The sequence below is a fragment of the Devriesea agamarum genome (genome assembly GCF_900070355.1).
In the GTDB taxonomy this organism is placed as follows: Bacteria; Actinomycetota; Actinomycetes; order Actinomycetales; family Dermabacteraceae; genus Devriesea; species Devriesea agamarum.
Map to the genome: position 1 here is coordinate 2,623,104 of NZ_LN849456.1, position 25,622 is coordinate 2,648,725.

24 protein-coding genes are annotated in these 25,622 nt (G+C 61.2%); 15 read left to right on the forward strand and 9 right to left on the reverse strand.

The window, feature by feature from the left end:
- Positions 1-158: 158 nt before the first annotated feature.
- From BN1724_RS11065 to BN1724_RS11085, 5 genes are all read left to right on the forward strand, one after another.
- Positions 159-1,088, forward strand: a complete 930-nt coding sequence (locus BN1724_RS11065; RefSeq protein ID WP_058235413.1) for an ABC transporter permease — start codon at positions 159-161, stop codon at positions 1,086-1,088.
- Positions 1,078-2,058, forward strand: coding sequence for an ABC transporter permease (locus BN1724_RS11070; protein WP_058235414.1), 981 nt, complete (start codon positions 1,078-1,080; stop codon positions 2,056-2,058). Before BN1724_RS11065 ends, BN1724_RS11070 begins: the two co-directional genes overlap by 11 nt.
- A complete protein-coding gene (locus tag BN1724_RS11075; RefSeq protein ID WP_084253004.1) occupies positions 2,055-3,899 on the forward strand; it encodes a dipeptide ABC transporter ATP-binding protein in 1,845 nt (614 codons plus the stop codon). The genes BN1724_RS11070 and BN1724_RS11075 overlap by 4 nt, the downstream gene beginning before the upstream one ends.
- Before the next feature lie 361 nt (positions 3,900-4,260).
- Positions 4,261-6,180 (forward strand): translational GTPase TypA, encoded by a 1,920-nt coding sequence (typA, locus tag BN1724_RS11080; protein WP_058235977.1) that lies wholly within the window; start codon positions 4,261-4,263, stop codon positions 6,178-6,180.
- Positions 6,177-6,677: a hypothetical protein gene (locus BN1724_RS11085; protein ID WP_058235415.1), complete on the forward strand. Its 501-nt coding sequence runs from the start codon at positions 6,177-6,179 to the stop codon at positions 6,675-6,677. The genes typA and BN1724_RS11085 overlap by 4 nt, the downstream gene beginning before the upstream one ends.
- Here BN1724_RS11085 and BN1724_RS13395 read toward each other — a convergent pair.
- Positions 6,674-7,066 (reverse strand): hypothetical protein, encoded by a 393-nt coding sequence (locus BN1724_RS13395; protein ID WP_231928238.1) that lies wholly within the window; start codon positions 7,064-7,066, stop codon positions 6,674-6,676. The genes BN1724_RS11085 and BN1724_RS13395 overlap by 4 nt on opposite strands.
- Positions 7,067-7,172: 106 nt before the next feature.
- Between BN1724_RS13395 and fdxA the strand changes: the two genes are divergently transcribed.
- From fdxA to BN1724_RS11105, 3 genes are all read left to right on the forward strand, one after another.
- On the forward strand, positions 7,173-7,502 hold the full coding sequence (fdxA, locus tag BN1724_RS11095; protein WP_058235416.1) for a ferredoxin: 330 nt from the start codon (positions 7,173-7,175) through the stop codon (positions 7,500-7,502).
- Between the two features lie 68 nt (positions 7,503-7,570).
- Positions 7,571-8,731 carry a succinyldiaminopimelate transaminase gene (dapC, locus tag BN1724_RS11100; RefSeq protein ID WP_058235417.1) on the forward strand — a complete coding sequence of 387 codons (1,161 nt, stop codon included), beginning with the start codon at positions 7,571-7,573 and terminating at the stop codon, positions 8,729-8,731.
- Positions 8,732-9,190: 459 nt separating this feature from the next.
- Entirely contained in the window at positions 9,191-10,558 is a 1,368-nt protein-coding gene (locus BN1724_RS11105) for a citrate synthase (RefSeq protein WP_084253005.1), read from the forward strand.
- 2 nt (positions 10,559-10,560) lie between these two features.
- Here BN1724_RS11105 and BN1724_RS11110 read toward each other — a convergent pair whose 3' ends face one another.
- Positions 10,561-11,376: a hypothetical protein gene (locus tag BN1724_RS11110; protein ID WP_456236268.1), complete on the reverse strand. Its 816-nt coding sequence runs from the start codon at positions 11,374-11,376 to the stop codon at positions 10,561-10,563.
- Positions 11,377-11,623: 247 nt separating this feature from the next.
- A complete protein-coding gene (gene dapD / locus BN1724_RS11115) occupies positions 11,624-12,589 on the reverse strand; it encodes a 2,3,4,5-tetrahydropyridine-2,6-dicarboxylate N-succinyltransferase (RefSeq protein ID WP_058235980.1) in 966 nt (321 codons plus the stop codon).
- Between the two features lie 55 nt (positions 12,590-12,644).
- Between dapD and dapE the strand changes: the two genes are divergently transcribed.
- Genes dapE through BN1724_RS12735 form a run of 4 tightly spaced genes read left to right on the forward strand, consistent with a single transcriptional unit; the run spans position 12,645 to position 15,175 of the window.
- A complete protein-coding gene (gene dapE / locus BN1724_RS11120) occupies positions 12,645-13,907 on the forward strand; it encodes a succinyl-diaminopimelate desuccinylase (RefSeq protein WP_084253006.1) in 1,263 nt (420 codons plus the stop codon).
- A gap of 9 nt (positions 13,908-13,916) precedes the next feature.
- Positions 13,917-14,699: an LOG family protein gene (locus BN1724_RS11125; RefSeq protein WP_084253007.1), complete on the forward strand. Its 783-nt coding sequence runs from the start codon at positions 13,917-13,919 to the stop codon at positions 14,697-14,699.
- Positions 14,696-14,965 (forward strand): hypothetical protein, encoded by a 270-nt coding sequence (locus BN1724_RS13000; protein WP_157085872.1) that lies wholly within the window; start codon positions 14,696-14,698, stop codon positions 14,963-14,965. The genes BN1724_RS11125 and BN1724_RS13000 overlap by 4 nt, the downstream gene beginning before the upstream one ends.
- 39 nt (positions 14,966-15,004) lie before the next feature.
- A complete protein-coding gene (locus tag BN1724_RS12735) occupies positions 15,005-15,175 on the forward strand; it encodes a DUF3117 domain-containing protein (RefSeq protein ID WP_084253008.1) in 171 nt (56 codons plus the stop codon).
- A 310-nt stretch (positions 15,176-15,485) separates the two neighbouring features.
- Here the strand turns inward: BN1724_RS12735 and BN1724_RS11130 are convergent, their stop codons facing one another.
- Positions 15,486-16,154, reverse strand: coding sequence for an O-methyltransferase (locus BN1724_RS11130; protein WP_058235418.1), 669 nt, complete (start codon positions 16,152-16,154; stop codon positions 15,486-15,488).
- A gap of 172 nt (positions 16,155-16,326) precedes the next feature.
- On the opposite strand from BN1724_RS11130, the gene BN1724_RS11135 reads away from it, so the two are divergent.
- Positions 16,327-16,755 (forward strand): twin-arginine translocase TatA/TatE family subunit, encoded by a 429-nt coding sequence (locus BN1724_RS11135; protein ID WP_058235419.1) that lies wholly within the window; start codon positions 16,327-16,329, stop codon positions 16,753-16,755.
- 184 nt (positions 16,756-16,939) lie between these two features.
- Here the strand turns inward: BN1724_RS11135 and BN1724_RS11140 are convergent, their stop codons facing one another.
- From BN1724_RS11140 to BN1724_RS11155, 4 genes are all read right to left on the reverse strand, one after another.
- A complete protein-coding gene (locus BN1724_RS11140) occupies positions 16,940-18,076 on the reverse strand; it encodes a P-loop NTPase (RefSeq protein ID WP_058235420.1) in 1,137 nt (378 codons plus the stop codon).
- Positions 18,073-18,843, reverse strand: a complete 771-nt coding sequence (locus tag BN1724_RS11145; protein WP_084253009.1) for a DUF1003 domain-containing protein — start codon at positions 18,841-18,843, stop codon at positions 18,073-18,075. The genes BN1724_RS11140 and BN1724_RS11145 overlap by 4 nt, the downstream gene beginning before the upstream one ends.
- A 3-nt stretch (positions 18,844-18,846) precedes the next feature.
- Positions 18,847-20,154: a magnesium transporter MgtE N-terminal domain-containing protein gene (locus BN1724_RS11150; protein WP_058235983.1), complete on the reverse strand. Its 1,308-nt coding sequence runs from the start codon at positions 20,152-20,154 to the stop codon at positions 18,847-18,849.
- Between the two features lie 61 nt (positions 20,155-20,215).
- On the reverse strand, positions 20,216-21,799 hold the full coding sequence (locus BN1724_RS11155; RefSeq protein ID WP_058235984.1) for an aminopeptidase P family protein: 1,584 nt from the start codon (positions 21,797-21,799) through the stop codon (positions 20,216-20,218).
- A 107-nt stretch (positions 21,800-21,906) separates the two neighbouring features.
- Here BN1724_RS11155 and BN1724_RS11160 point away from each other — a divergent pair, with 107 nt between their 5' ends.
- Positions 21,907-22,773 (forward strand): PHP domain-containing protein, encoded by an 867-nt coding sequence (locus tag BN1724_RS11160; RefSeq protein WP_084253010.1) that lies wholly within the window; start codon positions 21,907-21,909, stop codon positions 22,771-22,773.
- Positions 22,774-22,826: 53 nt separating this feature from the next.
- Complete coding sequence (locus tag BN1724_RS11165) at positions 22,827-23,399, forward strand: MarC family protein (protein WP_058235986.1); 573 nt, start codon at positions 22,827-22,829, stop codon at positions 23,397-23,399.
- A gap of 146 nt (positions 23,400-23,545) precedes the next feature.
- Here the strand turns inward: BN1724_RS11165 and BN1724_RS11170 are convergent, their stop codons facing one another.
- Positions 23,546-24,949 (reverse strand): thiol-activated cytolysin family protein, encoded by a 1,404-nt coding sequence (locus BN1724_RS11170; RefSeq protein WP_172797122.1) that lies wholly within the window; start codon positions 24,947-24,949, stop codon positions 23,546-23,548.
- Between the last annotated feature and the right edge of the window lie 673 nt (positions 24,950-25,622).

The following is a 25,622-nucleotide window of genomic DNA, read 5'->3' on the forward strand; positions in this document are numbered from 1 at the left end:
GCTCGTGAAGAGCGTATGCGCGGCGGCGGGGCGCCTTTGACGTGCCCCCTTGCACGAGTTTGGGACGGTAACGTCCGGATCTGATCTCGACCGGGGCCGCCCCGCCGCTGCGCTAGAGAGCTTTCTCGCCCGTTTCCTATGCCACCGGGAGGCACGACGTGGTCTGGTACATCATCCGCCGCATCCTCCAGATGATCCCCGTTTTCCTCGGGGCTACCTTCATCATCTATGTCATGGTCTTCGCCGTTCAGGGAGACCCCGTCGCTGCGCTCGGCGGCGACAAATCTCTGTCACCTGCTATTCAGGCGCAAATCAGACAGCAATACAACCTCGATAAACCGTTCCTCGTGCAGTGGTTGCTGTACATCGGGAACGTTCTACAAGGCGACTTTGGGATGACGTTCTCCGGGCGTCCCATCATCGATGACATCGCACGAGCATTCCCCACCACTGTTCGGCTCGCAATCATCGCGGTCGTCATCGAGACTATTTTTGGGGTTACCGCAGGCGTGATCGCAGGACTGCGCAAAGGCACTTGGATCGACACCACGCTGCTAATGGTGTCCCTGCTGGTAATCGCGGTCCCTACCTTCGTCATCGGTTTCGTGGCCCAATTCTTCCTCGGCGTGAAGCTCGGGGTAGTGCCGATCAATGTCGGACGCGACCCCTCCTTTATGAACCTGCTGCTGCCCGGGTTCGTACTGGGTGCGGTGTCGTTCGCCTACGTGCTGCGGCTGACCCGCACCTCCATCGCTGAAACCGTGACCGCCGACCACGTGCGCACCGCCACCGCGAAAGGCCTAGGCCGCGGGGCCGTCGTATCCCGCCATATTCTGCGTAACTCCCTGATCCCGGTCGTCACCTTCGTCGGCGCCGACCTCGGGGCACTGATGGGCGGAGCGATCGTGACCGAAGGCATCTTCAATATCAACGGCATCGGATCAGAACTGTTCCACGCCATCGGTCACGGAGAGGCACCCAAGGTGGTCTCCATTGTGACGATGCTGGTCATCGTGTTCTTGATCGCCAACTTGATCGTGGACCTGCTCTACGCCGTGCTCGACCCGAGGATCCGCTATGCACACTGACACCGCACAGCCCCTATCCGGGGGAGCCCGGTCTGCACGCCCGGGACAAGAACACCGGGTTGCCCCGCTGGAGGAAACTCCGCTGCAGGCCGTCGACGCTGTCGATACCTCCGGCACCCCGCGCTCCATGTGGGGCGAAGCAGCTCACAACCTCGTGCGCAACCCGGTGTTTATCGTCTCCGCGCTGCTGATTCTTTTCCTGCTCGTGGTGGCGATTATCCCGCAGCTGTTCACATCAGCCGACCCGAACTTCGGGGATCTCGCCCGGGCCAACCAAAAACCCGGCGGTGAGCATCTGTTCGGAACCGACCGGCAAGGGTACGACGTCTATGCTCGCGTCATTTACGGAACCCGCACGTCCGTGATGGTCGGCTTTTTGACGATGCTGCTGTCCACGCTGATCGGCGGCGTGATGGGTGCGGTATCCGGGTATGTTGGCGGCTGGTTCGATGAGCTGCTCTCCCGGGTGACCGATATCTTCTTCGCGATCCCGCTGATTCTCGGCGCCATCGTGATTGCGCAGCGATTCCAAAACAACACGACAGTGTGGACCGTCATCCTGGTGCTCAGCATTTTCGGATGGACCAGCGTTGCCCGTATTATGCGCGGCGCCGTGATCTCCACCAAGAGCCAGGACTTCGTGGTGGCCTCCCGTGCGCTCGGGGCCGGTCCCGTCACCAATTTGCTCAAGCATGTGGTGCCCAATGCGATTGCTCCGGTGATTGTGACCGCCACCGTGAACCTCGGGGTATTCATCGTGGCTGAAGCCACCCTGTCATTCCTCGGCGTCGGTCTGCCCCGCAGTGACGTGTCCTGGGGCGGAGATATCTCGAACGCGCGGGAAGCCCTGCGCACGAATCCGATGATCCTGTTCTATCCGTCGCTAGCGCTCGCGGTGACCGTATTGGCCTTCATCATGCTCGGTGATGCCGTCCGCGATGCGCTTGACCCGAAGGCGAGGAAGCGATGAGCCCCCTCGACACCTCCGTTGTGTCCGACCAGTCCCCAGACCAGAGCCCTACCCCCAGCTCTGAACACACCCCAGATCAGACTGGCGAGCACGCCCCCGCCGACCAGGACGGCACCACAGCGCCCCTGCTCGAGTTGCGGGACGTGCACATCACCTTCACCACCTCGACCGGGCCGGTTGACGCCGTGCGCGGCGTGGACCTCACCCTGTACCCGGGTCAGACCGTCGCAATCGTCGGGGAATCCGGGTCGGGTAAATCCACCACCGCCATGTCTATCGCCAGGCTTCTGCCCGACAACGGCAAAGTCACCGGCGGCAGCATCCTGTTTGACGGTAAAGAGCTGGTCGGCGCGAAAGACAAGGACATCCAGCTGCTGCGCGGGCGGGACATCGGTCTTGTGCCGCAGGACCCGATGAGCAACCTGAACCCGATGTGGAAAGTCGGATTCCAGATTAAAGAAGCGCTCGTCGCTAACGGGATAGCCAAAGGGGCTGACGCGGATACACGCGTGGTGGAGCTGCTGGAAGAAGCCGGTCTAAGCGATGCTAAGCGTCGGGCTAACCAGTATCCGCATGAGTTCTCCGGCGGTATGCGCCAGCGCGCGCTGATCGCGATGGGCCTGGCTGCTCGACCGAAACTGCTGATCGCCGACGAACCCACCTCGGCGCTGGATGTGACGGTGCAGCGCACCATTTTGGACCATCTGGAAACTCTGACCGCCCAGCTCGGAACGTCCGTGCTGCTTATTACCCACGACCTGGGCTTGGCCGCTGAACGTGCCCAGCACTTGGTGGTGATGTACAAGGGGCGGGTAGTCGAATCCGGGCCTGCCCTGGACATCCTTCAAAGCCCTGAACACCCGTACACCAAACGGCTGATAGCAGCCGCGCCATCTTTGGCTTCGCGTCGTCTGGTCTCGGCGAAGAACCGAGCGAGCATCGTGGCGGAAGCCAAAGCGCATGCCGCCGAGCATTTTGCACCCGACACCGCTGGTGAAGGAACGGGACCTGCTGCGGATGACGAGGTGATCCGGGTTGAGAACGTGTCGAAAGTTTTCCGTCTACGCGGGTCTGTCCCGTGGAAGTCCACGCCGTTTACCGCGGTGGACGACGTCTCGCTGACCCTTCGCCGGGGTACCACCACCGCAATTGTGGGGGAGTCCGGATCCGGGAAATCCACGCTGGCACAGATGGTGCTCAAACTGTTAGAACCCACCTCGGGGCGGATCTTCTTTGAGGGCCGCGATATTTCCAAGGTCAAGGGTCGCGAAGAGATGGATCTGCGGCGCAAAGTGCAGCCAATCTTCCAAAACCCATACGGGACCCTGGACCCAATGTATTCCATTTTCCGCACCATTGAGGAACCTTTGCGGCTACACCGGATCGGCAACGCTAAAACCCGGGAAGCGAAGGTACGCGACCTGCTGGACAAAGTGGGCTTGCCCGCGTCCATGCTGCGCCGCTACCCCAATGAGCTGTCGGGTGGGCAGCGCCAGCGCATCGCCATTGCCCGCGCGCTCGCCTTGGATCCGGAAGTGGTTGTCTGTGACGAAGCGGTGTCAGCACTCGACGTGTTGGTGCAAGCCCAGGTTTTGGAGCTTCTCAATGACCTCCAAGCTGAACTCGGGTTGTCGTACCTCTTCATCACCCACGATCTCGCCGTGGTGCGCCAGATCGCCGATGAAGCGGTGGTGATGGAAAAGGGCAAGGTGGTCGAGCAGGACACCACCGACCGGGTCTTCCACCATCCTCGGGAGGACTACACTCGGCAGCTGCTGGCCGCTATTCCCGGCGGGTCTATTCCGCTGGCTGGGGCCGAAGAGATTCACGTCGAGGGCTAAAAACCTCGACGGTTGGGAAGATCAACGGCTGAGCACGTCGACAGCTGAACAGCTCCGCAGCGCAGCACGTCCGCGGTGCAGCACGATGACAGCCAGCCCTACCCCGGGGAGTATCCGGAGACGTAGTTCGGATACTCCCCGGGATGGCACTCCCCGGTATCCAGATGTGATCAGGTAAACCCAAATCGCGCTCGCTCAGCTGCCACCAGCAACGAGCGAGTCAGACGTGACCAGGCAGACCACCTGATACTCACCGCACTGAGGCCGCGCGGGGTACGATGACAAAGCGGTGGGCACCGCTTTGTTGTGGCGGCGTCGCACCACCGTCCACAGCACCCCGAGTCTCACAGAGCGGATTCCCATGCCCTTGCGTCACCGCACCGATCTGCGCAACGTCGCGATCGTCGCCCACGTCGACCACGGTAAAACCACCCTTGTCGACGCCATGCTTACCCAGGGTGGAGCGTTCCACGATCATGACCACCATGAGGAACGCGCGATGGACTCGGGCGAGCTAGAACGCGAAAAGGGCATCACCATCCTCGCGAAGAACACCGCGATTCTTTATAACGGTCCGTCGGCGGATGCCGTGGGCGAAACCAACGGCATCACAATCAACGTGATTGACACCCCCGGACACGCCGACTTCGGCGGCGAGGTGGAACGCGGTCTGTCCATGGTGGACGGCGTAGTGTTGCTCGTTGACGCCTCCGAAGGGCCGCTGCCGCAGACTCGTTTCGTGCTGCGCAAGGCACTCGCGGCTAAGCTCCCGGTGATTCTCGTAGTCAACAAGGTAGACCGACCGGATTCACGGATCGACGCAGTGGTGCACGAAAGCACCGATCTGCTGCTCGGGCTCGCCTCTGACCTCGCCGACGAAGTGCCCGATCTCGATATTGACGCTGTGTTGGATGTGCCGGTGGTTTACGCCTCCGCCAAAGCCGGGCGCGCAAGCCTCACCCAGCCAGGCGACGGACAGCTGCCCGACGAGGACACGGTCGAGGCACTGTTCAAAACCATTATTGAGAAGATCCCCGCCCCCGCCTACGACGATGAGATGCCGTTACAAGCGCATGTCACCAACCTGGATGCGTCGCCGTTCCTCGGGCGTCTGGCACTGTTGCGGATTTTCAACGGCACCCTGCGCAAGGGGCAGACGGTTGCCTGGGCCCGCCATGACGGTTCATTAAGCAGTGTGAAGATCACCGAGCTGCTGGAAACCAGGGGTTTGGAACGGGTCCCGATGGAGCAGGCGAAGCCCGGCGATATCGTGGCTGTGGCCGGTATCTCCGACATCATGATCGGTGAAACCCTGACCGACCTTGACGACCCCAGACCGTTGCCGCTAATCACCGTGGATGATCCCGCGATCTCTATGACCATCGGCATCAACACCTCCCCGCTGGCGGGCCGGGTCAAGGGCGCGAAGGTGACCGCCCGCCAGGTTAAGGACCGCCTGGATCGCGAACTGGTCGGCAACGTGTCGTTGCGAGTCCTGCCCACCGACCGCCCCGATGCCTGGGAGGTCCAGGGGCGCGGAGAATTGGCGCTGGCAATTCTGGTTGAACAGATGCGCCGCGAAGGCTTTGAACTGACCGTGGGTAAGCCGCAGGTGCTCACCAAGGACATCGACGGCAAGATCTGCGAACCCGTCGAACGCATGACCATTGACGTGCCCGAAGAATATCTGGGTACGGTCACTCAGCTGATGGCCTCCCGCAAGGGCCGCATGGAAACGATGAGTAACCACGGCAGCGGCTGGGTGCGCATGGAATTCACGGTGCCGTCGCGCGGTCTGATCGGATTCCGCACAAAGTTCCTCACCGACACCCGGGGAACCGGTATCGCTTCGTCCATTGCTGAAGGCTATGAGCCGTGGCTGGGCGACATCGAATTCCGTTCCACCGGTTCGCTGGTTGCTGACCGGGCCGGTTCTGTCACCCCGTACGCCATGATTAACCTGCAAGAACGCGGATCTTTCTTCGTGGAACCCACCAGTGAGGTGTACGAAGGTCAGGTCGTGGGTGAAAACTCTCGCAACGAAGACATGGACGTCAACATCACCAAAGAAAAGAAACTGACGAACATGCGCTCGTCCACGGCCGACGCATTCGAGAATCTGGTGCCCCCGCGCAAACTCACCCTTGAAGAGTCCCTTGAATTTGCTGCTGAGGACGAATGCTGTGAGGTCACGCCGGAGTCGGTGCGGATTCGCAAGGTCGTCTTGGATGCTCAAGAGCGCGCCAAGCTGCGGTCACGGAAGAAGACCAACGCGCGATGACCGCCCCGCAGGCACCCCTGGACCGTCAAAGGCTCAGTAACTCCAGCCCGAACCTGGGAGAGAGTGAGCGGCGGGTGTCGCTGCTCGCCCAGGTGGTGCTGGGGGCGGTGACCGGCGCACTGTCGGTCACCTTCATGGTGCTTATCCACCGATCCAGCGTTGATATCCTGGGGGTGACGATTCCCCTCGGTCTGATTATCGGGGCAGTGTTCCAGCTGTTCACGGCGCTATTTCTGGGGATGGCCACCGGGCATAAGCTGCCGCTGGTTGTGCACGGTGTGGTCTGGGGGCTGCTGTTCATGCCGTTCAGTGGCCCGGGCCTGGGTGGCGGGGTTTTGATCCCGGCGTCGATTCAGGATGTCTTCCAATGGCAGGCCATCGCGGTGCAGGTCTTGGGCCTCGGTATTCCCTTTGGCGCGGCTGCACTCATGTGGGTGCGTGCGATCCACCGGATACAAAGACAGCGCCGAGCAGATCGGTCGGGCCGCGGTCGTTAAGCTCTTGCGGGCCGACGGGCAGGCGGCGGAGGAACTTCCTTATATGCTGCGATATCCCGTCGAGGAATGACGGCTGCGCCGCGTTTGGTCATCACGGTGACGGTATTGGCTGTGGTCTCAGCGATATATCCGAGGGCGTCGGTATGGCCGACCCCGTGAACCGCTCTATCAATCCGGTACCGGATAGTCACCCTGATGCCGACCTGTAGTACTTCGTTGGCCCTGGCGTCGTTTCTATGTGGTTCGGAGTTCTCAGACGAGGGTCGCCTCCGATGCGCATCCGGATCAATATCGGTGTTCAGTGCCGTCGCCAAGATGCGATGGTCCTGTGAGGAGTCGGTGTCAGTCGCGTCACGACCGCGTGCTGCATCGTGTTCAGAGCTACCCATAGGGGCGATAATAGGTGAGCCCTACGGCCCCGGGTCTTAAGGCGAGCCCATTCGGTTCTCCGCCCGCCGCCACCACCACCACCGTATGGATCGGAAGGATGGATCCGTGACCTACGTGATCGCTCTGCCCTGTGTGGACGTCAAGGATCGTGCTTGCGTAGATGAATGTCCTGTGGACTGCATCTACGAAGGCAACCGGACGCTGTACATTCAGCCGGACGAGTGCGTTGACTGCGGAGCCTGTGAACCGGTGTGCCCAGTCGAGGCGATCTACTATGAAGATGACCTGCCCGACCAGTGGAGCGATTACTACAAAGCCAATGTCGAGTTCTTTGACGACCTGGGTGCTCCCGGCGGTGCCGCGAAAATGGGTGTCATCGACAAGGACCACCCGCTGATCGAGGCCCTTCCTCCGCAAGGTGAAGCGGCGCATTAAACGCGGTGCCGCGGTTTATTAGTGATATCCAGACTTGGCTTGTCATACGGGCGTCGTAGTCTGACGCTATGAATTCGCTCGCTGCACGCCTGCCAGATTTTCCGTGGGACAGCCTCGCGCCTCATCGCGAGCGCGCCCTCGCCCATCCGGGCGGCATTGTCGACCTCTCCGTGGGGACCCCGGTAGATTCGGTGCCGCCTTCACTCCAGGAGGCGCTGGCGGCAGCAGCAGACGCCCACGGCTATCCGACGACCATTGGAACGGTGGCCTTGCGCGACGCGCTGGTGCGGTTCGCGATCCGCGAGCGTCAGGCCCCCAGCTCATGCAGTCATGACCATGTGCTGCCGACGATTGGCTCCAAGGAACTGGTGGCACACCTGCCGTTCCAGCTCGGTGTGGGGCCAGGAGACGTGGTGGCCTTCCCGCACATCGCCTACCCCACGTATGACATTGGGGCTCGGCTCGCTCGCGCGGACGCCGCACCGGTGGATATTGCCCGGCTCGCGCGGGAAGGCGACGCCGCATTTGAGCACCCCGATATTGCCTCTCGGGTGAGGTTGCTTTGGCTGAACTCTCCGTCAAACCCGACCGGTGAGGTGCTGGATATACACCAGCTTCGGGCACTGGTGGCCTGGGCTAAGCAGCGCAATGTTGTGATTGCCTCCGACGAGTGCTACGCCCTGCTGACCTGGGACGTTGATGAGGCGCCGTCCATTTTGGATCCTCGGGTCCATGACGGTGACCTCAGCGGTTTGTTGTGCGTGTACTCACTGTCCAAGCAATCGAACCTGGCTGGCTACCGCGCCGCGTTTACCGCCGGGGATCCCGCCCTGATCGCACAGCTGAGGCTGATCCGTAAACAGTCCGGGATGATGCTTCCGGGGCCGATACAGGCTGCGATGGCCGTTGCGCTGGACGACCAGGACACAGTGCGGCAGCAGCGCGAGATCTATTGCGAACGTCGGCAGATATTGCGCGGTGCTCTGATCGATGCCGGTGCCCGGATCGAAGGCTCACAAGCGGGCTTATATCTGTGGACGACATTCGATGAACCCGCTATGACCACCGTGGAACGACTGGCTGAGCACGGTATTTTGTGTGCCCCCGGCACGTTTTACGGCGAGGCCGGCGAGAAGTTTGTGCGGATCGCGATGACCGTTTCACTCGACCGTGTGAAGCTGGCAGCGGATCGTCTCCGTGAGGCATATGTGGGGCCGGCCCGGATCTAAGGGGGACGGGCCGAGCCTAAGGGAGTCGGGCCGGCCTTGGCCGATGAACTCGGCGCGTTGGCTGAGAGCATTGGCTTGTTGGCTGGGAGTGCTCGCCTGTTGGATGAGGTGGCGGGCACTGCCGACTCAGAAGCGTGGTGCTGCCGGATGAGACGCAGCGCGGCCCTGTCCGAGGCGCGCTGGCGCATCGAACAGCGAAAATCGAGTAGGGTAGAGAAAAATTCCTTGAGGTAAAGATAGTTTAGAAAGGCTAAAACCCGGCCCCTGATCGTCCCCGTCGACGCGGCGTGCTCGCATGAACAGACCGTCACGGGTAACAGAACAGGCCCGCTTTTCGGGCACCTTACGCTTCGATGAACGTAAAGCCAGTCCTGCATACAGGGCATTGTCGAGGACTGGATGCGGCGTCACGGTGCACACCGTCGACTCCGATGCGATGTCATGACTGGAGGATTCACAATGTCAAAGAAGACCCCTGCTCGTTCCCAGATCACGCTGAACGAAACGACCCTGGACCTCGACGTCGTGGAGGCTGTGGAAGGTAACCCCGGCCTATCCGTGGGACCGTTGCGCGCCCAAACTGGGCACGTCACCTATGACCCAGGTTTTATGAACACGGCGATGACAAAATCGGCGATCAGCTATATCGACGGTGACGCCGGAGTTTTGCGCTACCGCGGGTATCCGATTGAACAGCTCGCTGAACACTCGACCTACCTCGAAGTCGCCTATCTACTCATCCACGGCGAACTACCCACCCGAGGCCAGCTCGACCGCTTCACAAGCTCAGTTGAACGCAGGACCCTGCTCGATGAACGGTTTAAACACCTGTTCGATGGTTTCCCCCGCGATGCCCACCCGATGGCTGTTTTACAGGCCGGAGTCTCGGCCCTGTCGACCTTCTACCAGGACAGCCTCGATCCGTTCGATGACGAGCAGGTCAGGATCTCCACCGCCCGTCTGCTAGCAAAGCTGCCGACCATGGCTGCCTATGCGCTGCGGGTCTCGAGGGGGCACGCCTTGATGTACCCGGACAACCGGTTGTCTCTCATCGAGAACTTCCTGCGTCTAACCTTCGGTTTCCCTGCCGAACAGTACATCGCCGACCCGGTCATTGTCCGAGCCATGGAGCAGCTGTTTATCCTGCACGCCGATCACGAACAAAACTGCTCAGCCTCGGCTGTGCGGCTGGTGGGATCCGCTCAGGCCAACCTCTTCACCTCCATTTCCGCCGGGATTGGCGCGCTGTCGGGCCCCTCCCACGGTGGCGCAAACGCTGCGGTGATGGAGATGCTGAATGAAATCCGAGACTCCGGCGGGGACGTCGACCGGTTTATGACCAGGGTGAAAAACCGGGAAGATGGCGTGCGTCTGATGGGCTTTGGCCATCGGGTGTACAAGAATTACGACCCGCGCGCCCGGATCGTGAAGAAGATTGCCGACCTGGTTCTCGACCGTTTAGGGATTCAGGACGAACGTCTAGATATGGCGATGAGGCTGGAAGAAATCGCGCTCAATGACGACTACTTCGTGGAGCGGCGCCTGTACCCGAACGTCGATTTCTACACCGGCATCATCTATAAAGCACTCGGGTTCCCCACGCATATGTTCACCGTGCTATTCGCGATTGGTCGCCTGCCCGGATGGATCGCGCAATGGACCGAGATGATTCACGACCCGGAAACCAAGATCGGGCGCCCTCGCCAGATCTACACCGGCCGCCCTGAACGCGTCTACGTTCCAATGAATGAGCGCACCGGCACGTCGGAGCTGCGCTTAGCTGATCTGGCTCGGGAACTAGAGAAGGAAAACCGCAGCAATAAATAGCCCTAGCTACCCTCACCCGCGAATAGCACCACGACACGGTCAGGGCGGGCGGTGGCTTTCGTAGCCCAGGTGGCATCCTGAGAAGATCGGTTCCACACCCGATGCTGGTATGCCACCAGGGTGACGTGGTAATTGGCGGCTTCAGCCACCGCCCAGTTCGCGAGCGCCCATCCAAGACGTTGATCATGTCCCGGGTCAATGACCAGGGCCGTTGCGCCGCTACCCGTGGGAACTGGCACCGAGTCGGTGGCGAACACCTCTGAGGCTGCGGCGAGATTCGTCCGGACTGAGGTGCCAAGCCGCCGCGGGAACTGGCGCTGAACTTCTTTCTCCAAGGCTCGAGGGTCCGACGGCCCGGATGCCGGTGCCAGGTCGCAGGTCAGTTCTGGTCCGGACTCGCCGGTGAGAGCGGACGCAAAGAGCCGACCTTCCACTTCGTGATCTGCGTAGGCATCGGGGAATGCAGAGCGCTGCACCTTCTGGGCGGCCACCGTGATCGGCATGGACTCGTATCCCTTGATCTTCACCAAGCCGTCGTAAAACTTATTGGTGGAATAAATCGGGTCCAGAATCTGCTGCGGGGTACCCCAACCTTGCGAGGGGCGTTGTTGAAACAGGCCTAACGAGTCGCGGTCGCCGTGCTCAATATTGCGCAGCTGAGACTCCTGATAGGCCGTGGCTAAGGCGATGGTCCCGGCACGTGGCGGAAGATTGCGGTCCACGCCGGTGGCGACGATCAATGCCGCGTTGGAGGTCTGCTCAGTGTCATACGAATGGGAGGTTCCCAAACCGCGGGCCATGCAACGACCCGAGCGGATGCCGCTGTCGAATCTGGTTAACGCTGCCCAGGTGCCAAGTCCAACCAACACCAGCACCAGTGCAAAACAACTGATGGTGAGGCACGGTCCACCTCGTCGCCGTCGAGATCCGGAGCCTGAGCCAGAACCTTTCTGCCGACTCGCGGCGGACTGCGATCCTGCTGAACGTTGCCGCCGGGGCGCACCCGATCCGCGCACTGCACGAGGGCGGTGCGCGGACCTGTTCTGGGGTGCGCTCGGCGTCATGCTAGTTCGCGTGTAGGTCTGCGTTGAGCGAGACCGTTTGGCCGGAACGCGGAACAACTTCCACCGCCCCGGTCAGGGAATTGCGCCGGAACAGCAGGTTCGAGACCCCGGACAGTTCGCGTGCCTTAACGGTCCGGGCTTCACCCGTGCCCTTGGCATCGGACAGGATGCGCACTTTGGTTCCGGCGGTGACGTACAGGCCGGCCTCGACCACGCAGTCATCGCCGAGCGCAATTCCGATGCCGGCTTCAGCACCAACCAGGGACCGCTTGCCCACTCGTACCCGTTCAGTGCCGCCGCCGGAAAGCGTGCCCATGGTGGAGGCGCCACCGCCAATATCGGCCCCGTCTTCCACCACAACACCCTGCGAAATACGCCCTTCCACCATTGAGGTGCCTAGGGTTCCGGCGTTGAAGTTGACGAATCCTTCGTGCATGACGGTCGTGCCCTCGGCCAGATGAGCGCCCAGCCGTACTCGGTCGGCATCCCCGATCCGCACCCCGCTCGGAATGACGTAGTCCACCATGCGGGGGAATTTGTCCACGCTATACACGGTGGGGGTGCGTCCGGCCGCTTTCAGGGCGAGCCGGGTGCGCTCAAAATCAACGGGTGAACAGGGCCCTTCAGAGGTCCACACCACGTTGGCGAGTGTGCCAAACAGGCCGTCAAGATTTAGGGAATTTGGTTGCACCAATCGGTGGGAAAGCAAATGCAGTCGAAGGTATGCGTCCGCGGCATCTTTCGGGGGATCTTGTAGCGTGATCCGCGTCAGGGCAACCTCACGGCGCACACTGCGGGGGGCATCCTCATCGGCGCAGGCTTCAAGGTCGGCATACTGATCGGCATGGTGCGGAGTCTTAGGGCCGTCGCCAAGCTGAGGTGACGGATACCAAACGTCCAGGATGACGCCGTCGGTGGTCACGGTGGCCAGGCCCAGGCCCCAGGCGGTTTCAGGGGATGAAGTCATGGCAGCAGTGTAGAGGTGCGCGGGCAGGCGCCCCAGGATGCGGCACAATCGGGGTATGGCTCCACCCTCCGCGCACCAAAACTCCGCCTCCGAGTCCACATCCGCCGACTCCGCACTCTCCAAGCCCGTACTTTCCGAGTCTCCGCTGGCCAGCACCTCGCCTACCAGCCGTCGGTCCGCCGGTGCTGCATCTCCTGCCACGTTGCTCGTGGGCGCCAAACCAGCACCCGTTCTCGATCCGGCGGGTGACGTCGTGGATGTCACCCGGGACATTGTCAACATCGAATCGGTGTCGGGGAATGAAGGCCGGCTGGCGGATGCTGTTGAGGCAGTGTTGCGGTCCGCCGCGCACCTGCGCGTTGAACGTGACGGCGACACCGTGGTCGCTCGAACAAACCTTGGGCGGCCAACTCGGGTTGTGATCGCTGGGCACTTGGACACTGTGCCGCTGGCAGATAATCTCCCCGCCACATTTCGCACCCGTGACGGCATCGACGAACTAGTCGGACGCGGCACCGTGGATATGAAAGGGGGAGTGGCCTCGCAGCTTAAAGCCGCAGCACAGGTTCATTCTCCGGTGCACGACGTCACCTGGATTTTTTACGATCATGAAGAGGTAGCGGCGGAAGATAACGCGCTCACTCGCATCGCTGCCACCCGCCCCGAGCTGCTCGCAGGGGACTTCGCCATTTTGGGTGAGCCCACTGCCGGTGCAGTCGAGGGGGGCTGCAAAGGCACCATGCGGTGCGATATCCGAACTCGTGGGGTTGCCGCCCACTCGGCGCGCGATTGGGTGGGACACAACGCCATCCATGATCTCGCGCCAGTTCTGACCCGGCTCGCTTCATATACGGCTCGGGAGGTGACCATCGACGGGTTGGTCTACCGGGAGTGCTTGAATGCAGTGCGCATTAGCGGGGGTATCGCGGGCAACGTGATTCCCGACGGGGCTTGCGTGACCGTGAACTATCGCTTCGCACCGGACCGCGATGTCGCCGCGGCTGAAGCCCATATCCGGGAGGTACTGGCCGGGCTGGATGTCGAGATCACGGTCACGGACTCCGCTCCGGGCGCGCTGCCGGGGCTGTCACACCCGGTAGCGCAGGAATTCGTGACCGCGCTCGGGCCCGACGCGATGGTGCGCGCAAAACAGGGGTGGACGGATGTGGCTCGGTTCAGTGCACTGGGTGTTCCCGCGATCAATTTCGGGCCAGGGGATCCTTTGCTCGCGCACACCGACGATGAACATGTGCCGCTCAGCCAGTTGCGTGAGTGCCACGATGTTTTGGTCACCTGGTTAACAGGTGGTGCTCGGTAGGCTCTGCCCATGAAGACTTCCCTACACGGCCCCTCGCCCGAGGACAGTTCTAGTCAGCTCCCCGAGCATGCGAATCAGGATTACCGCAAAGGCCCCGTTACTCTGCGTGGTTCGCAACGCCCGGTTCGCACCACGGATCAAAAGCTGCTGGAAGAAACTGGGCCCGCTGACTGGGTGCACGCTGATCCGTGGCGTGTGCTTAGGATTCAATCCGAGTTCGTGGAAGGGTTCGGTGCCCTGGCCGAACTGGGGCCAGCGATTTCGATTTTCGGTTCGGCCAGAACACCGGTGGACCACAAGCATTACGCGCTCGCTGAAGAGATTGCGCGCGGCATTGTGGATCTCGGTTATGCCGTGATCACCGGTGGTGGTCCCGGCATCATGGAGGCGGGTAACAAAGGCGCCAAAGAAGCTGGCGGTGTCAGCGTCGGGTTGGGTATCGAACTGCCCTTCGAGCAGGGGATGAACCAGTATGTCGAGCTTGGTGTTGATTTTCGGTACTTCTTTGCCCGCAAGACCATGTTCGTGAAGTATTCGCAGGGTTTTGTGGTGATGCCCGGAGGCTTTGGAACGTTTGACGAACTATTTGAAGCGCTCTGCCTCACCCAAACCCATAAGGTCCAAAAATTCCCGCTGATTCTGGTGGGTGCGGACTATTGGAAGGGTCTGTTGGACTGGGTGCGCGACACCGTCGAGGTGTACGGTGCGGTGTCCCCGGGCGATATTGATTTAGTGCGCGTTGCGGACAGCGCTCCGGAGGTGCTGGATATTCTTCGCGAGATCAAGCCGTGACGCTGCTGTTGCTCGCGGTGGCCATCGTGGTGGCGGTTCTCAGTGTTGCCGTGGCTACCGGTCGATTAGGGGACGGAATGCTACCCCCGTCGCCCCTGGGGCGTCGGCGAGTTGGTCGTCGGCGCGCCCGCTCATGGCGCCGGGTGCCGCTGGGCCGGGACGAGTGGCTGAGCAGCCAAGGCGATGGCGTACAGGCAGCTCCGTCAGGCACCGGTTCGTCATGTATTGACCTAGCACGACGCAGGATGCTTCCAGACCTGAGATAATAGGGCTGACAGATCTATTCCCTAAAGGAAGGCAGCCCCATGGCCGCAATGAAGCCACGAACCGGTGACGGACCGCTGGAGGTCGTGGAGGAGGGGCGCAGCATCATTATGCGGGTACCGCTGGAAGGCGGTGGACGCTTGGTGGTCGAGATCAACTCCTCAGAAGCGACCGCGCTCCGCGACGCGCTTGAAGGCGTCATCAAGTCCTAATCTCATCCGGGCCGTGCGCAGCCTGACCTCCCGTTGCGTGCAGTCCACCTCACCGGGACCCGTAGAAGGCGACACCTCGCGACGATTCGGTCGCGCATTGCCATGGTGAAAGTCATGTGAGGCGCGCAGCGTCATCAGGTGCCGTCGCCTACGGGGCCCGGTTTTTTGTCGGGCTTATTCGTCTGGGTGGTCAGGGATTTGTTAGCGGTCAGGGATTTGTTATGGGTACTACGGGTACGGTGTTCGTCCCATCCGCGATCATCTGCTGTGCGATAGGCAGCTCAGCCGCTATGCGATTGCGCTAGGCAGCTCAGCGAGAATGTGCCGGGATGGTCCTCACAGCGGCTAGCAGCCCGTCCCCGGATGGGAGTAGCGCCGACATAAGATCGGGCGATTCCCGCACGGTTTTCAACAGTCCCCGGATACGGGTTGTGGTCTCGTCACGTGCCGCAGGGTCGGCCACCCGGTCATGGAAGAGCGCATGATCCATTACGAGGACACCGCCCGGCCTGAGCAAACGCACAGCCTGCGGCAGCAACTCCTCAGCGTCAGAGTCGTCAGCTGAAAAAACCACCATGTCGTATGCGCCCTCGGTCAGTCGGCCAAGAACAGTCAACGGCGCCCCGGCAATGGTGCGCACTCGGGCAGAGCGAATCCCCGCCTCGCAAAAAGCCTCCCGGGCAGCCCGCTGGTTTTCCACTTCGCGGTCAATAGTGGTGAGAACCCCGGCATCCCCCATACCTGCGAGGATGTACAGCGAGCCCACCCCAGCCCCGGTGCCGATTTCTACGGCTGCGGTCGCGCGGGTGGTGGCGGCCAGCAATCGCAAGGCAGCGCCGACTCCCTGATGCAAAGCAGCGGCGCCCAACTCTGCCCCGCGTTCGCGTGCCCGAGCGATGACCGAGGGGTCTAAGAACACTGCTTGCTCGTCCACGAACTCCTCGCAGTGTGCCCAACCTGCGGCTTTACCCGATGCCATGGATGCCTTCCCTCGCTGTGATGTCCTTAAAGGGTACAGGGTACGGGCCCGTTACGTACCGGCCGTTTGCTTGACCGGACCGTGACCTTAAGGGCAGGAATGACGCTCATCCTGATCTGCCATAATGGACGCCGGGTGTCCGTCCCGCGAGGCGCGAGATTGAGGTGAGGCAGTGAGCATTTTCGGGATCAGCGGCTGGGAGTTCGTTATCCTGCTGCTTGTTTTCCTGGTCGTCATTGGACCTCAGCGGTTACCCGAATACACCCGGCACTTGGTTGGCTTTGTGAAAAAGGCCCGCAAGTTTGTTGATGAATCTCGGTCCACCGTGGAAAACGAGATGGGGATCGCAGTTGAGGACCTCAAAAAATACGATCCCCGACAGTTCGACCCACGCCGCATTGTGCGCGAAGCATGGGGCGACACCAATCCGGTGGAAGACCTGGTCAACGACACCAAGGGTTTGATGAGCTCATCGTCCTCGTCGGCGTCTGCATCGGCAGCCGGGGCGGCTTTGTTGGCCGCTGGCACCTATGACATCGACGGCGGTAGCACGGTTGAGGATAGTAACGGTCGGGCGCCGTTCGATCCCGAAGCAACCTGAACAGCTCCTGTTTTCCAAGCGAATGCGGCGCTACCAACGGTTCCAGAGTCATTATCTCTAGTTAAACCGCGGTCGTATCCTGCCCCATTGATCGTGTGGGCTACCAAGACTTGGTTGCGTGCGCTACCAAAACTGAATAGCCCAGATACCTGGCTGCGCAGCCTGCGTCGATACTCGGGCCGATTTACTGCACGTTGAGGTTGAGTTTGCGACCGCCGAGCCCCCGCGGCATGTGCGCGAGCGTATCAGCCACCTGCCGCAAGGCGCGGGCGGCGGCGCACTCAGGTGTTCCGATCACCACCGGAATCCCGGCATCGGCGCCTGCGCGCAGCTGAGGTTCAAGCGGGATCTGCCCGAGAACAGGCACCTCATAACCGAGCCGTGCCGATAGCGACTGCGCCACCCGTTGACCGCCACCCGAACCGAACACCTCAATGCGCTCGCCCCCCGGCGCATCCAACCAGCTCATGTTCTCCACCACTCCAGCGACTTTCTGGTCAACGCCCGCGGCAAGTGACCCCACACGTTCGGCCACATCGGACGCAGTGGGCTGCGGGGTGGTGACCACCACCAGCTCAGCCCCCGGCAGCAATTGCGTCACCGAAATAGCGACGTCACCGGTCCCGGGGGGAAGATCGAGCAGCAGAACATCCAGATCGCCCCAGAACACATCGGTGGCGAACTGTTCAATGGCCCGGTGCAGTTTCGGGCCCCGCCACACCACCGCTTGCCCTGGCGGAACAAACATGCCGATGCTCATCACCTTCACACCGTGGCCGGTCGGCGGCATCAACAGGTCATCCACCTTAGTGGGCTGCTGGGTTATGCCCAGCATCGCCGGAATCGAGAAGCCGTGAATGTCGGCGTCGAGCACCCCGACTCGTAGCCCGGATGCCGCCATCGCGGCGGCAAGGTTTGCGGTGACAGAGGATTTTCCGACCCCTCCTTTGCCTGAGCCGATCGCGAGCACACGGGTCAATGAGGTAGGACGGTTGAAGGGGATATCCCGGGTGCCTCCGGCCGAGCGCAGCCGCTCCGTGAGGGCCTGGCGCTGCTCGGGGGTCATGGCGCCGAGGTCAACATCCACCGTGCCCACCTCTGGCACAGCCGTGAGCGCTCGCTCCACGTCGGCGCGGATCCGCTCGCTCATCGGGCAGCCGGGAATAGTCAAAAGGATGCGGACCCTCACGTGGGTGCCCTCAACCTGGATCGATTCCACCATGTCCAAGTCGGTAATGGGACGGTGGATTTCAGGGTCGTGCACCGTAGCGAGGGCGGCCCGCAGATCGGCCTCAGAGGGTGCGGGTGCTGATGCGGTCACGGCGTCATCCCTTGGTTGTGATCGGTGGTGGCCGCGCTCACCGTGGAGGGCGCGGTCGGGTGTGGTTCCTGGTCGGTATGTAACGGCGGCGGGGCCTGAGACGCTGATCGGGAAGAGGCGTGCTCTGACGAGGGCTGGTCAATCAGTTGATTTTCTATGCGCAGTTCGCGGCGCATCTCCTGGGCAAGTTCAGCCCGTAACTCAGCGATGAGCTCCTGGCGCAGTTGCTGGAAGTCTTCCCGCCACGCCTCGCGCATGTTCTCTTGGTCGGCGGTGTCGAGGTCAGACACGAGGTCGCGCAGTTCACTGCGCACAAAGTCTCTGGTTGCTACCTCCGATAGTGCCAAACGCAGCACGGCAATTTCGCGGGTGATGTAGTCGGTGGTGGCGTGGTTGCGTTCGTTGCGCTGCCGATCCTGTTCGGCCTGGACACGGTCGCGGTCATCCTGCCGGTTTTGTGCCAGCAGCAGCAGGGGGGCAGCGTACGATGCCTGCAGAGAGAGGATCAACGTTAACAGGGTGAAGTTCAAAGCCCGGGGGTCGAACTGCATCGACTCGGGTAGGAATGTGTTCCAGGCCAGCCAGACGGCACAGAAAATGGTCATCCCGACTAAGAACGCGGGTGTTCCCATAAACCGCGCGAACGTTTCGGAGACACGTCCGAAGGCATCCGAGCGCGGACGCATTCGAGGCCACCATCGCAGGCGGGGCTGCTGCGGCGTGTCGATCGAATAGGTGCTTTTCTTGGCGCTCTTCTTATCGGCCATAGGTCACCCCCTCGTGGTGTTCGAGATCGCTCCAATATCGATGGAACCCGTAGTGGTCGCTGGTTCATCCTGCTCGCGCCAGTCCTCAGGAAGCACATGGTCGAGCACATCGTCCACGGTCACCGCGCCGAGCAGCTGCCCATGTTTATCGCACACCGCGATATTGACCAGGTTGTAGGTTGCCATTTGCCGGGTGACTTCGTGCAGCATGGCGTCGGGGCCGACCCAAACCCGGTCCGCATCCAGAATTTCACCGACGGGACGGTCGGGAGGTTCTCGCAGAAGATGCTGGAAGTGAACCATGCCGAGCATCTTGCCGGTGGGGGTCTCCATAGGTTGCCGACACACGTAGACCAAGGAGGCGAGAGCGGGGGAGAGCTCCTGCCGGGAGATCATCGCCAAACAGTGCGCGATGGGGGTTTCGGGGGAGACGATCAGCGGCTCAGTCGTCATCATGCCGCCCGCCGTGTATTCGTCGTACGCCATCAGTCGGCGCACGTCTTCTGCTTCTTCCGGCTCCATCAGGCCGAGTAGCTGCTGTGCAACAGGTTCAGGGAGCTCCTGCACCACGTCGGCGGCGTCGTCAGGATCCATGGCATCCAGCACGTCGGCGGCCCGGTCGGAATCTAAACGGGTCATGAGATCCACGCGAATATCTTCGGGAAGCTCTTCGAGCACGTCGGCGAGACGTTCATCGGTCAGCTCCCCCGCAAGCTCAACCCGTCGTTTCGGATCGATCTCTTGGAAGATATCGCCGAGGTCTGCCGGACGCAGATCTTCATAGGAGGCGAGCAGAAGGGCCGCAGACTGTTCCTCCTGAGTGCCAAACAGACCGGTAACATCCGAGGCAGACACGGTGAAACTATCGTGACGACCAGTCAAGCGTGAGCGCAGCCCTCCGGTTCTGCGCCGCCGGATAAACAGTTTGGACACTTCCCAGTCACCACTGTGGCGACGGTCGAGAGCCACATCCTCAACGGTGGCTTCACCGGAGCCGTCGCTCAAACGCACTACGCGTTCAAGCAGGTCCCCAATCACCAGCTGCTCACTGCGCCGCTTTTCAAACCGGCGCATGTTCAGCAGCCCGGACATAATGACTTGTCCCGCGTCGATCGAGGTGACCCGGGTGATCGGAAGGAACACCCGGCGCCGTCCCGACACCTCCACTACGAATCCGACCGCGCGCGCAGGTGTCGCCCGGGGCTGGGGCACCACGACAATGTCGCGGATTTTCCCGACGGAGTCCCCGATGGGGTCAAAGACAGTCGTTCCCACCAGTCGGGCGGCAAAAAATCTGCTGGTTGTGGCGATCACGCGCACAGCCTAACGCGCGGTCGGATGAAACCGGGAGTGAGGGCTCGGCTATCTGAGCTCATCGGGTGGCAGCGATATCTGCCATCCAGCGCTCGATGTCCTCAGCGCGGCGCGGAAGTGCTTTGGACAGATTCTCGACACCGGTTTCGGTCACCAGCACGTCGTCTTCAATCCGCACCCCGATCCCGCGCATCTCCTCGGGCACTGAGAGGTCGTTATCCATGAAGTACAAGCCCGGCTCAATGGTGAACACCATGCCCGGAACCAGTTCGGCATCCAAGTACATTTCGCGACGGGCCTGCGCACAGTCGTGTACATCCATGCCGAGGTGGTGGCTGGTTCCATGCACCATCCAACGCCGGTGGTATTGGCCGTCGGGAGCGAGGGACTCCTCCGGTGTGCAGGGCAGCAGGCCCCATTCATGCAGGTGGCGAACGATCACCTTCATAGCTTCGGTGTGCAGATCCCGGAACTTTACTCCGGGGCGCGCAAACGCGAATGCTGCGTCAGCTGCTTCCAGCACGGCATCGTAAATGCGGCGTTGGACCGGGGTGAACTGGCCTGAAATGGGGAGGGTGCGGGTGATGTCGGCGGTGTAGAGGCTGTCCACCTCGACTCCGGCATCGATCAGCACCAGGTCACCTTCGCGCACACTGCCGTCATTGCGGATCCAGTGCAGGGTGCACGCGTGGCCGCCAGCTGCGGCGATGGTGTCGTACCCGATGCCGTTGCCTTCGGCGCGTGCGGTGGTCTCAAAGACCCCTTCGATAATCCGTTCACCGCGACGATGCGCTACCGCTCGGGGAAGGTTTCGCACGACTTCCTCGAAACCGGAGATTGTGGCATCCACAGCTTCGCGCAACTGACCAATTTCAAAGCTGTCTTTGATCAGACGCTGCTCAGAAGCAAACTCGGCGAGTGCATCGTGCTCGGCTTCGGCACTGTCGCCGGTAGGTAGACCATTTTGGCTGCGAATCTCGGTCACCATGGCTTCGACCTCAGCGTCGACCTCGCGGATGATCAGTAAGTTCATCTGATCGCCGACATCTTTGGCCAGCGCGTCGTGCAGTGAGGTGATGTGCTGGCAGGAGATCCCAATCCGGGTTTCTACCTCATCCAGCGTGGGACGTCGGCCCACCCAGAGCTCGCCGTACCGCGAATCCGCATAAAACTCGGTAGTGTCATAGCCTGCCCGCGGACGGAAGAAATAGGTTGCTGCTGCTTTGGCCGGATTCTCGCGGTCGGGCTCGACCACTAACACACTGTCGGGTTCTTCGTCGGTGCCAAGGCCCGAGTAGTACGCGAACGCGGTGTGGGGGCGGAAGCGGTAGTCGGTGTCGTTCGACCGGACCTTATACACACCGGCGGGGAACACGAGACGGGTGTTGGGGAAGCGTTGCACCAGCCGGTCGAGGCGGGCGGGAGTAAAGTCCGCGACATCACGCCGGATCGCCGGGGGGACGGTGTCATCCCAATTTTTGGCGATGAACTCACGGAATGCTTGGCTCTGTGGCCGCTGAGATCGGGCATCGCCGCGGGAGGTGAGGTCCTTGGTCTGGTCGGAGCTCGATGGGTTCGTTTCCGATGAGCCCGAAGTGGTGGTGGCCTGAGAACTGGTGGTCTTCTCCTCGTCGGTATTCACGTTCTGTATCGTCTCACGATCTGCTGCACGCTCAAGGGGCGCGCAGTGGGCACCGCCTCGTGGGGTGGTCTGAAGCTGGTGCGGCGGGGAGGGCACAATAAGTCACTATGGACCGGGACTTGAGGATTGACCTGCATACGCACTCCACGCATTCCGATGGCACAGATAGTGTGCCGGAGCTCCTGCGAGCTGCTGCCGAAGCCGGGGTGGGGGCGATTGGTCTGACTGATCACGACACGTTCTCTGGGTGGGATGAGGCTCGGGTGTGGTCGGCGCGCGTGGGTGTGGCGGTGATTCCCGGGTGCGAGGTGTCCACTGAATATGAGCATCACAGTGTGCACGTGTTGGCGCTTCTGCCTGATCCGTCGCCAGGTACAGATTTGGCTAAGGATATGGCGAGAGCTCGATCTTCCCGGGATGATCGCGCCCGCCATATGGTTGAGTTGATCTCCCGCGATTACCCTGTGACCTGGCAGGATGTGCAGGCTCAGCTCGGGGGAGCGCAGACCGTGGTTGGTCGTCCGCATATCGCGGATGCGCTGGTTGAGGCGGGAATCGTTCCAGACCGTAGCGCGGCGTTTGCGGATATCCTCACCGTCGATGGTCCGTACTACGTCAGGCATTACGCGCCTGACCCGGTGCGCGCGGTGCAGCAGATTTGTTCTGCGGGTGGGGTGGCGATTGCTGCCCACCCGGGATCGGTCAGCCGAGGCTGGGTGCTACCCGACGATGTGCTGGAGGCGATGATTGAGGCGGGGCTCGCGGGAATTGAGGTCGATCATCGTGAACACGATGCTCAAACCCGCCGTCGACTGGCGTCGTTAGCTGCGGCGCACGGTCTGTTGACCACTGGATCGAGCGATTACCATGGGACCGGAAAACCCAACCGGCTCGGAGAGAACCTCACGAGTCCCGACGTGCTGGCCGCGATCATCGCTCGCGCCACGAGTGAAACCGAGGTCTTTGCCCCGTGAACGTGGTCGATCTGCGCTTCCTCGCGGAAGTGTTCGTGACGCTTTTTGTCATCATGGACCCTCCGGGCACCATTCCGATCTTTATGTCGCTCACGAACTCGATGACGGCAAAGCAACGTTCAAAAGCGGCGCTCACCGCGGTGGGTGTGGCGTTGCTGGTGATTGGTATTTTCGCCATTTTTGGTCAGGCGATTATGTCGTATATGCATATTTCGCTGCCTGCGTTGCAGGGGGCCGGTGGGTTGCTGCTGCTTCTGGTGGCAATGCAGCTGCTGACCGGTAAAGAGGAGGAGATGGCGGCTGCGAACGGGGTCAACGTGGCGCTGGTGCCGCTTGGAACACCGCTGCTCGCTGGTCCCGGTGCAATCGTGGTGATGATGCTGTTTATGCAGCGTGCTAACGGCGAGTTTTCGCATTACAGCGCAATATTTGTGGCGTTGATTGGGATGGCCGTTGTCCTCTATGTGTTTATGAGGTTCGCCGGGGTGATTGCGAAGGTTCTCGGTCAGGGCGGGGTCACCTTAGTGACCCGGATCGCCGGTGTGTTGCTTGCCGCAATTAGCGTGCAAATGATTGCCGACGCCGTGAAGGCATTTCTTGTGAGCTGGGGTTTGATAACTGGCTGACCAGGCCTGGCTGTGTGTAGCCGTTGCCCGGGTGATTTAGATGGAGACAGGGGCGCTTGCCTGACCGGGAATTCGGTTCAGGCAAGCGCCCCTGTGCGGTGCGGACCTATTTGTGGTTCTGGCCCTATCTGTGTGGCCGATTCGCCTTACTTGGCGGGTTCGGTCACGTCGTTTGTAGCCCAGGCGATCAAGGTGGTGCCCCTAAGGGTGACCGTGCGCTCGTGAACCTGCGGCAGGTCGCGGGCGTCAATCACGGTCCGCCACCAATCCCAGGCCAGGCCGGTGGCTTCGCGGGCGAACACATTGATGTTCCTGGCGTTGGCAGGCAGGGAGATGATTGTCGAGTAACCAATGGTGCGGTCGGCCCAGTTGCCTTCCCATTCCTTAGGAGTCGAAATCTCCTTGCCGGCCTTATCGAAGCTGATCTCGTTCCACGTCACCTTGAACTGTGCAACGTAGCTGCCCTTGTTCTTCAGGATCAAAGAGCCCTGCTTGAAGACTTCCCGGCGGGTCTCGATGTAGTCAGAGTTCGACAGCACCAGCGCTTTTGCGTTGTTCTTCAGGAACCGGGTGGTGTAAGAGATCGGTGCACCCGGGTTCTTGCGGGAGTAGTTCGCGCCCTCGTTGATGACCGCACGCAGCTGATCCAGGTTGCCGGTGATGACCTTGGCCTGGCCGGAGGAGGCGCCGCCGTACACCACGGCGCGCACCGAGGTGTTCTTGAGGATCTCGGAGTACTTGGTCGATGCATTAATGTCGTGACCCTTGAACGCTGCGCTGAAGGCTGCGGAGACCTCGTTTGAGGTGGAGGTGGTCTCCAGTTTCACAAACATGCGGCGGCCATAGTGAACGTCGGATACGTAGACCGGCGGCGTGGAGGCGGAGACGCCGGCGCGCTTGAGATCATCGACAGTCCCGGCGATCATCGCGGAGGGGCTCTGCGGAGCATCCACACTGACCGTGTAGTAGATCTGCGTGAAGGAGGCGACAGCCACCTGCTTTTCGCCGCGGTGAATCGCTTCAAAATCGATGCCAAGCTTCGCGACGGCGGGGCTATTTGCGTAGCCAAACTTCGCTTCCACCTGGGACTTCGAGTAGACCATGGTCTCTTCGAACTGCATCTTGGCCGGGATCTCGGGGTATTCTTTGCCCGGTCCGGCGTTCCAAGTTTCCAGGAGAGAGTTCACCGCGCCCCCAACCGATGAACGCGTGGGGCTGTCGACGGTGAGAGTTCCGGTCTTGCCCGCCAGGCCGGGCAGATCCAGGCTGACCTGGACCGGCTTGCGGGGGACGCTCACGATGGTGGGCGTGTTGCGGACGAGTTCGCGGTTTGCCAGCAGCAGAGCGCCGGGGTACACCTCAGCGACCGTTCCGTTAATGATTGAGATATCAGCGTCAGCTGAGGAGATTGACTTTTTCTCCCGGCTGACGACGACAAAGGTGCCGCCTTGCATCGACCCGGTGGTTACGGGGGTGTTCGTGATCTTGTCGCCGTCGACGGCGAGGATGGCGTCGGGGTTGTAGTTGAGCGAGCCGACAAAGGCGTCCACCGAGGATGTGTCGGCGCCTGGGGTGGAGCCAGCGAAAGATGACGTCGTCGGCAGGGCGGCCAGGAGACCGCCGATTCCGACGGAACGAAGAAATGTGCGGCGATGCATGGAGTGTCTTCCTTGGTAAAAGTGGGGTGAAGTTAGCTTTGGTGAGCTTATTACCGAGATGCGACGGGAAGTAAACGATCGATGCGCGTGTTGTATGCGTTCAAGTGCATCATTGTTGCCGGTTTACTTACCCGTAAAGATCTCCTTTCTGCAGGTAGGAGATCACATGGTACCTGATCAGGGAGATGGCTCTCTGCGATCTATGGCTCTCGATGGCGGAGCTTGGCAATACTGATCGGTTTCGAGGACCAGATCAGGGCATCCGCAAAGAACGTGACCTAAGATAGGGTTACCTTACTTAGATGCATCGATGCTGGTTGCAACGGTTTTAAAGGTGAAGCTGGCACGGCGAGAGGTGAGCCGTCGACCGTTGCAGAGTGGTAAACGACTCAATGTCAAGTGCTGCAATACTAAAGTATTTGTCGCCCGGCACTAAGGTGCCATGACGGGTTGTAGATTACTCAACTAGCGAGTAATCAAAGGTAGTTGAACCGCCTTTTGTTGGGTTGGGTGATGTGAAAATTTAACCATCAACCCTAGATATCCCGAGAACGTGCCGTTTTGC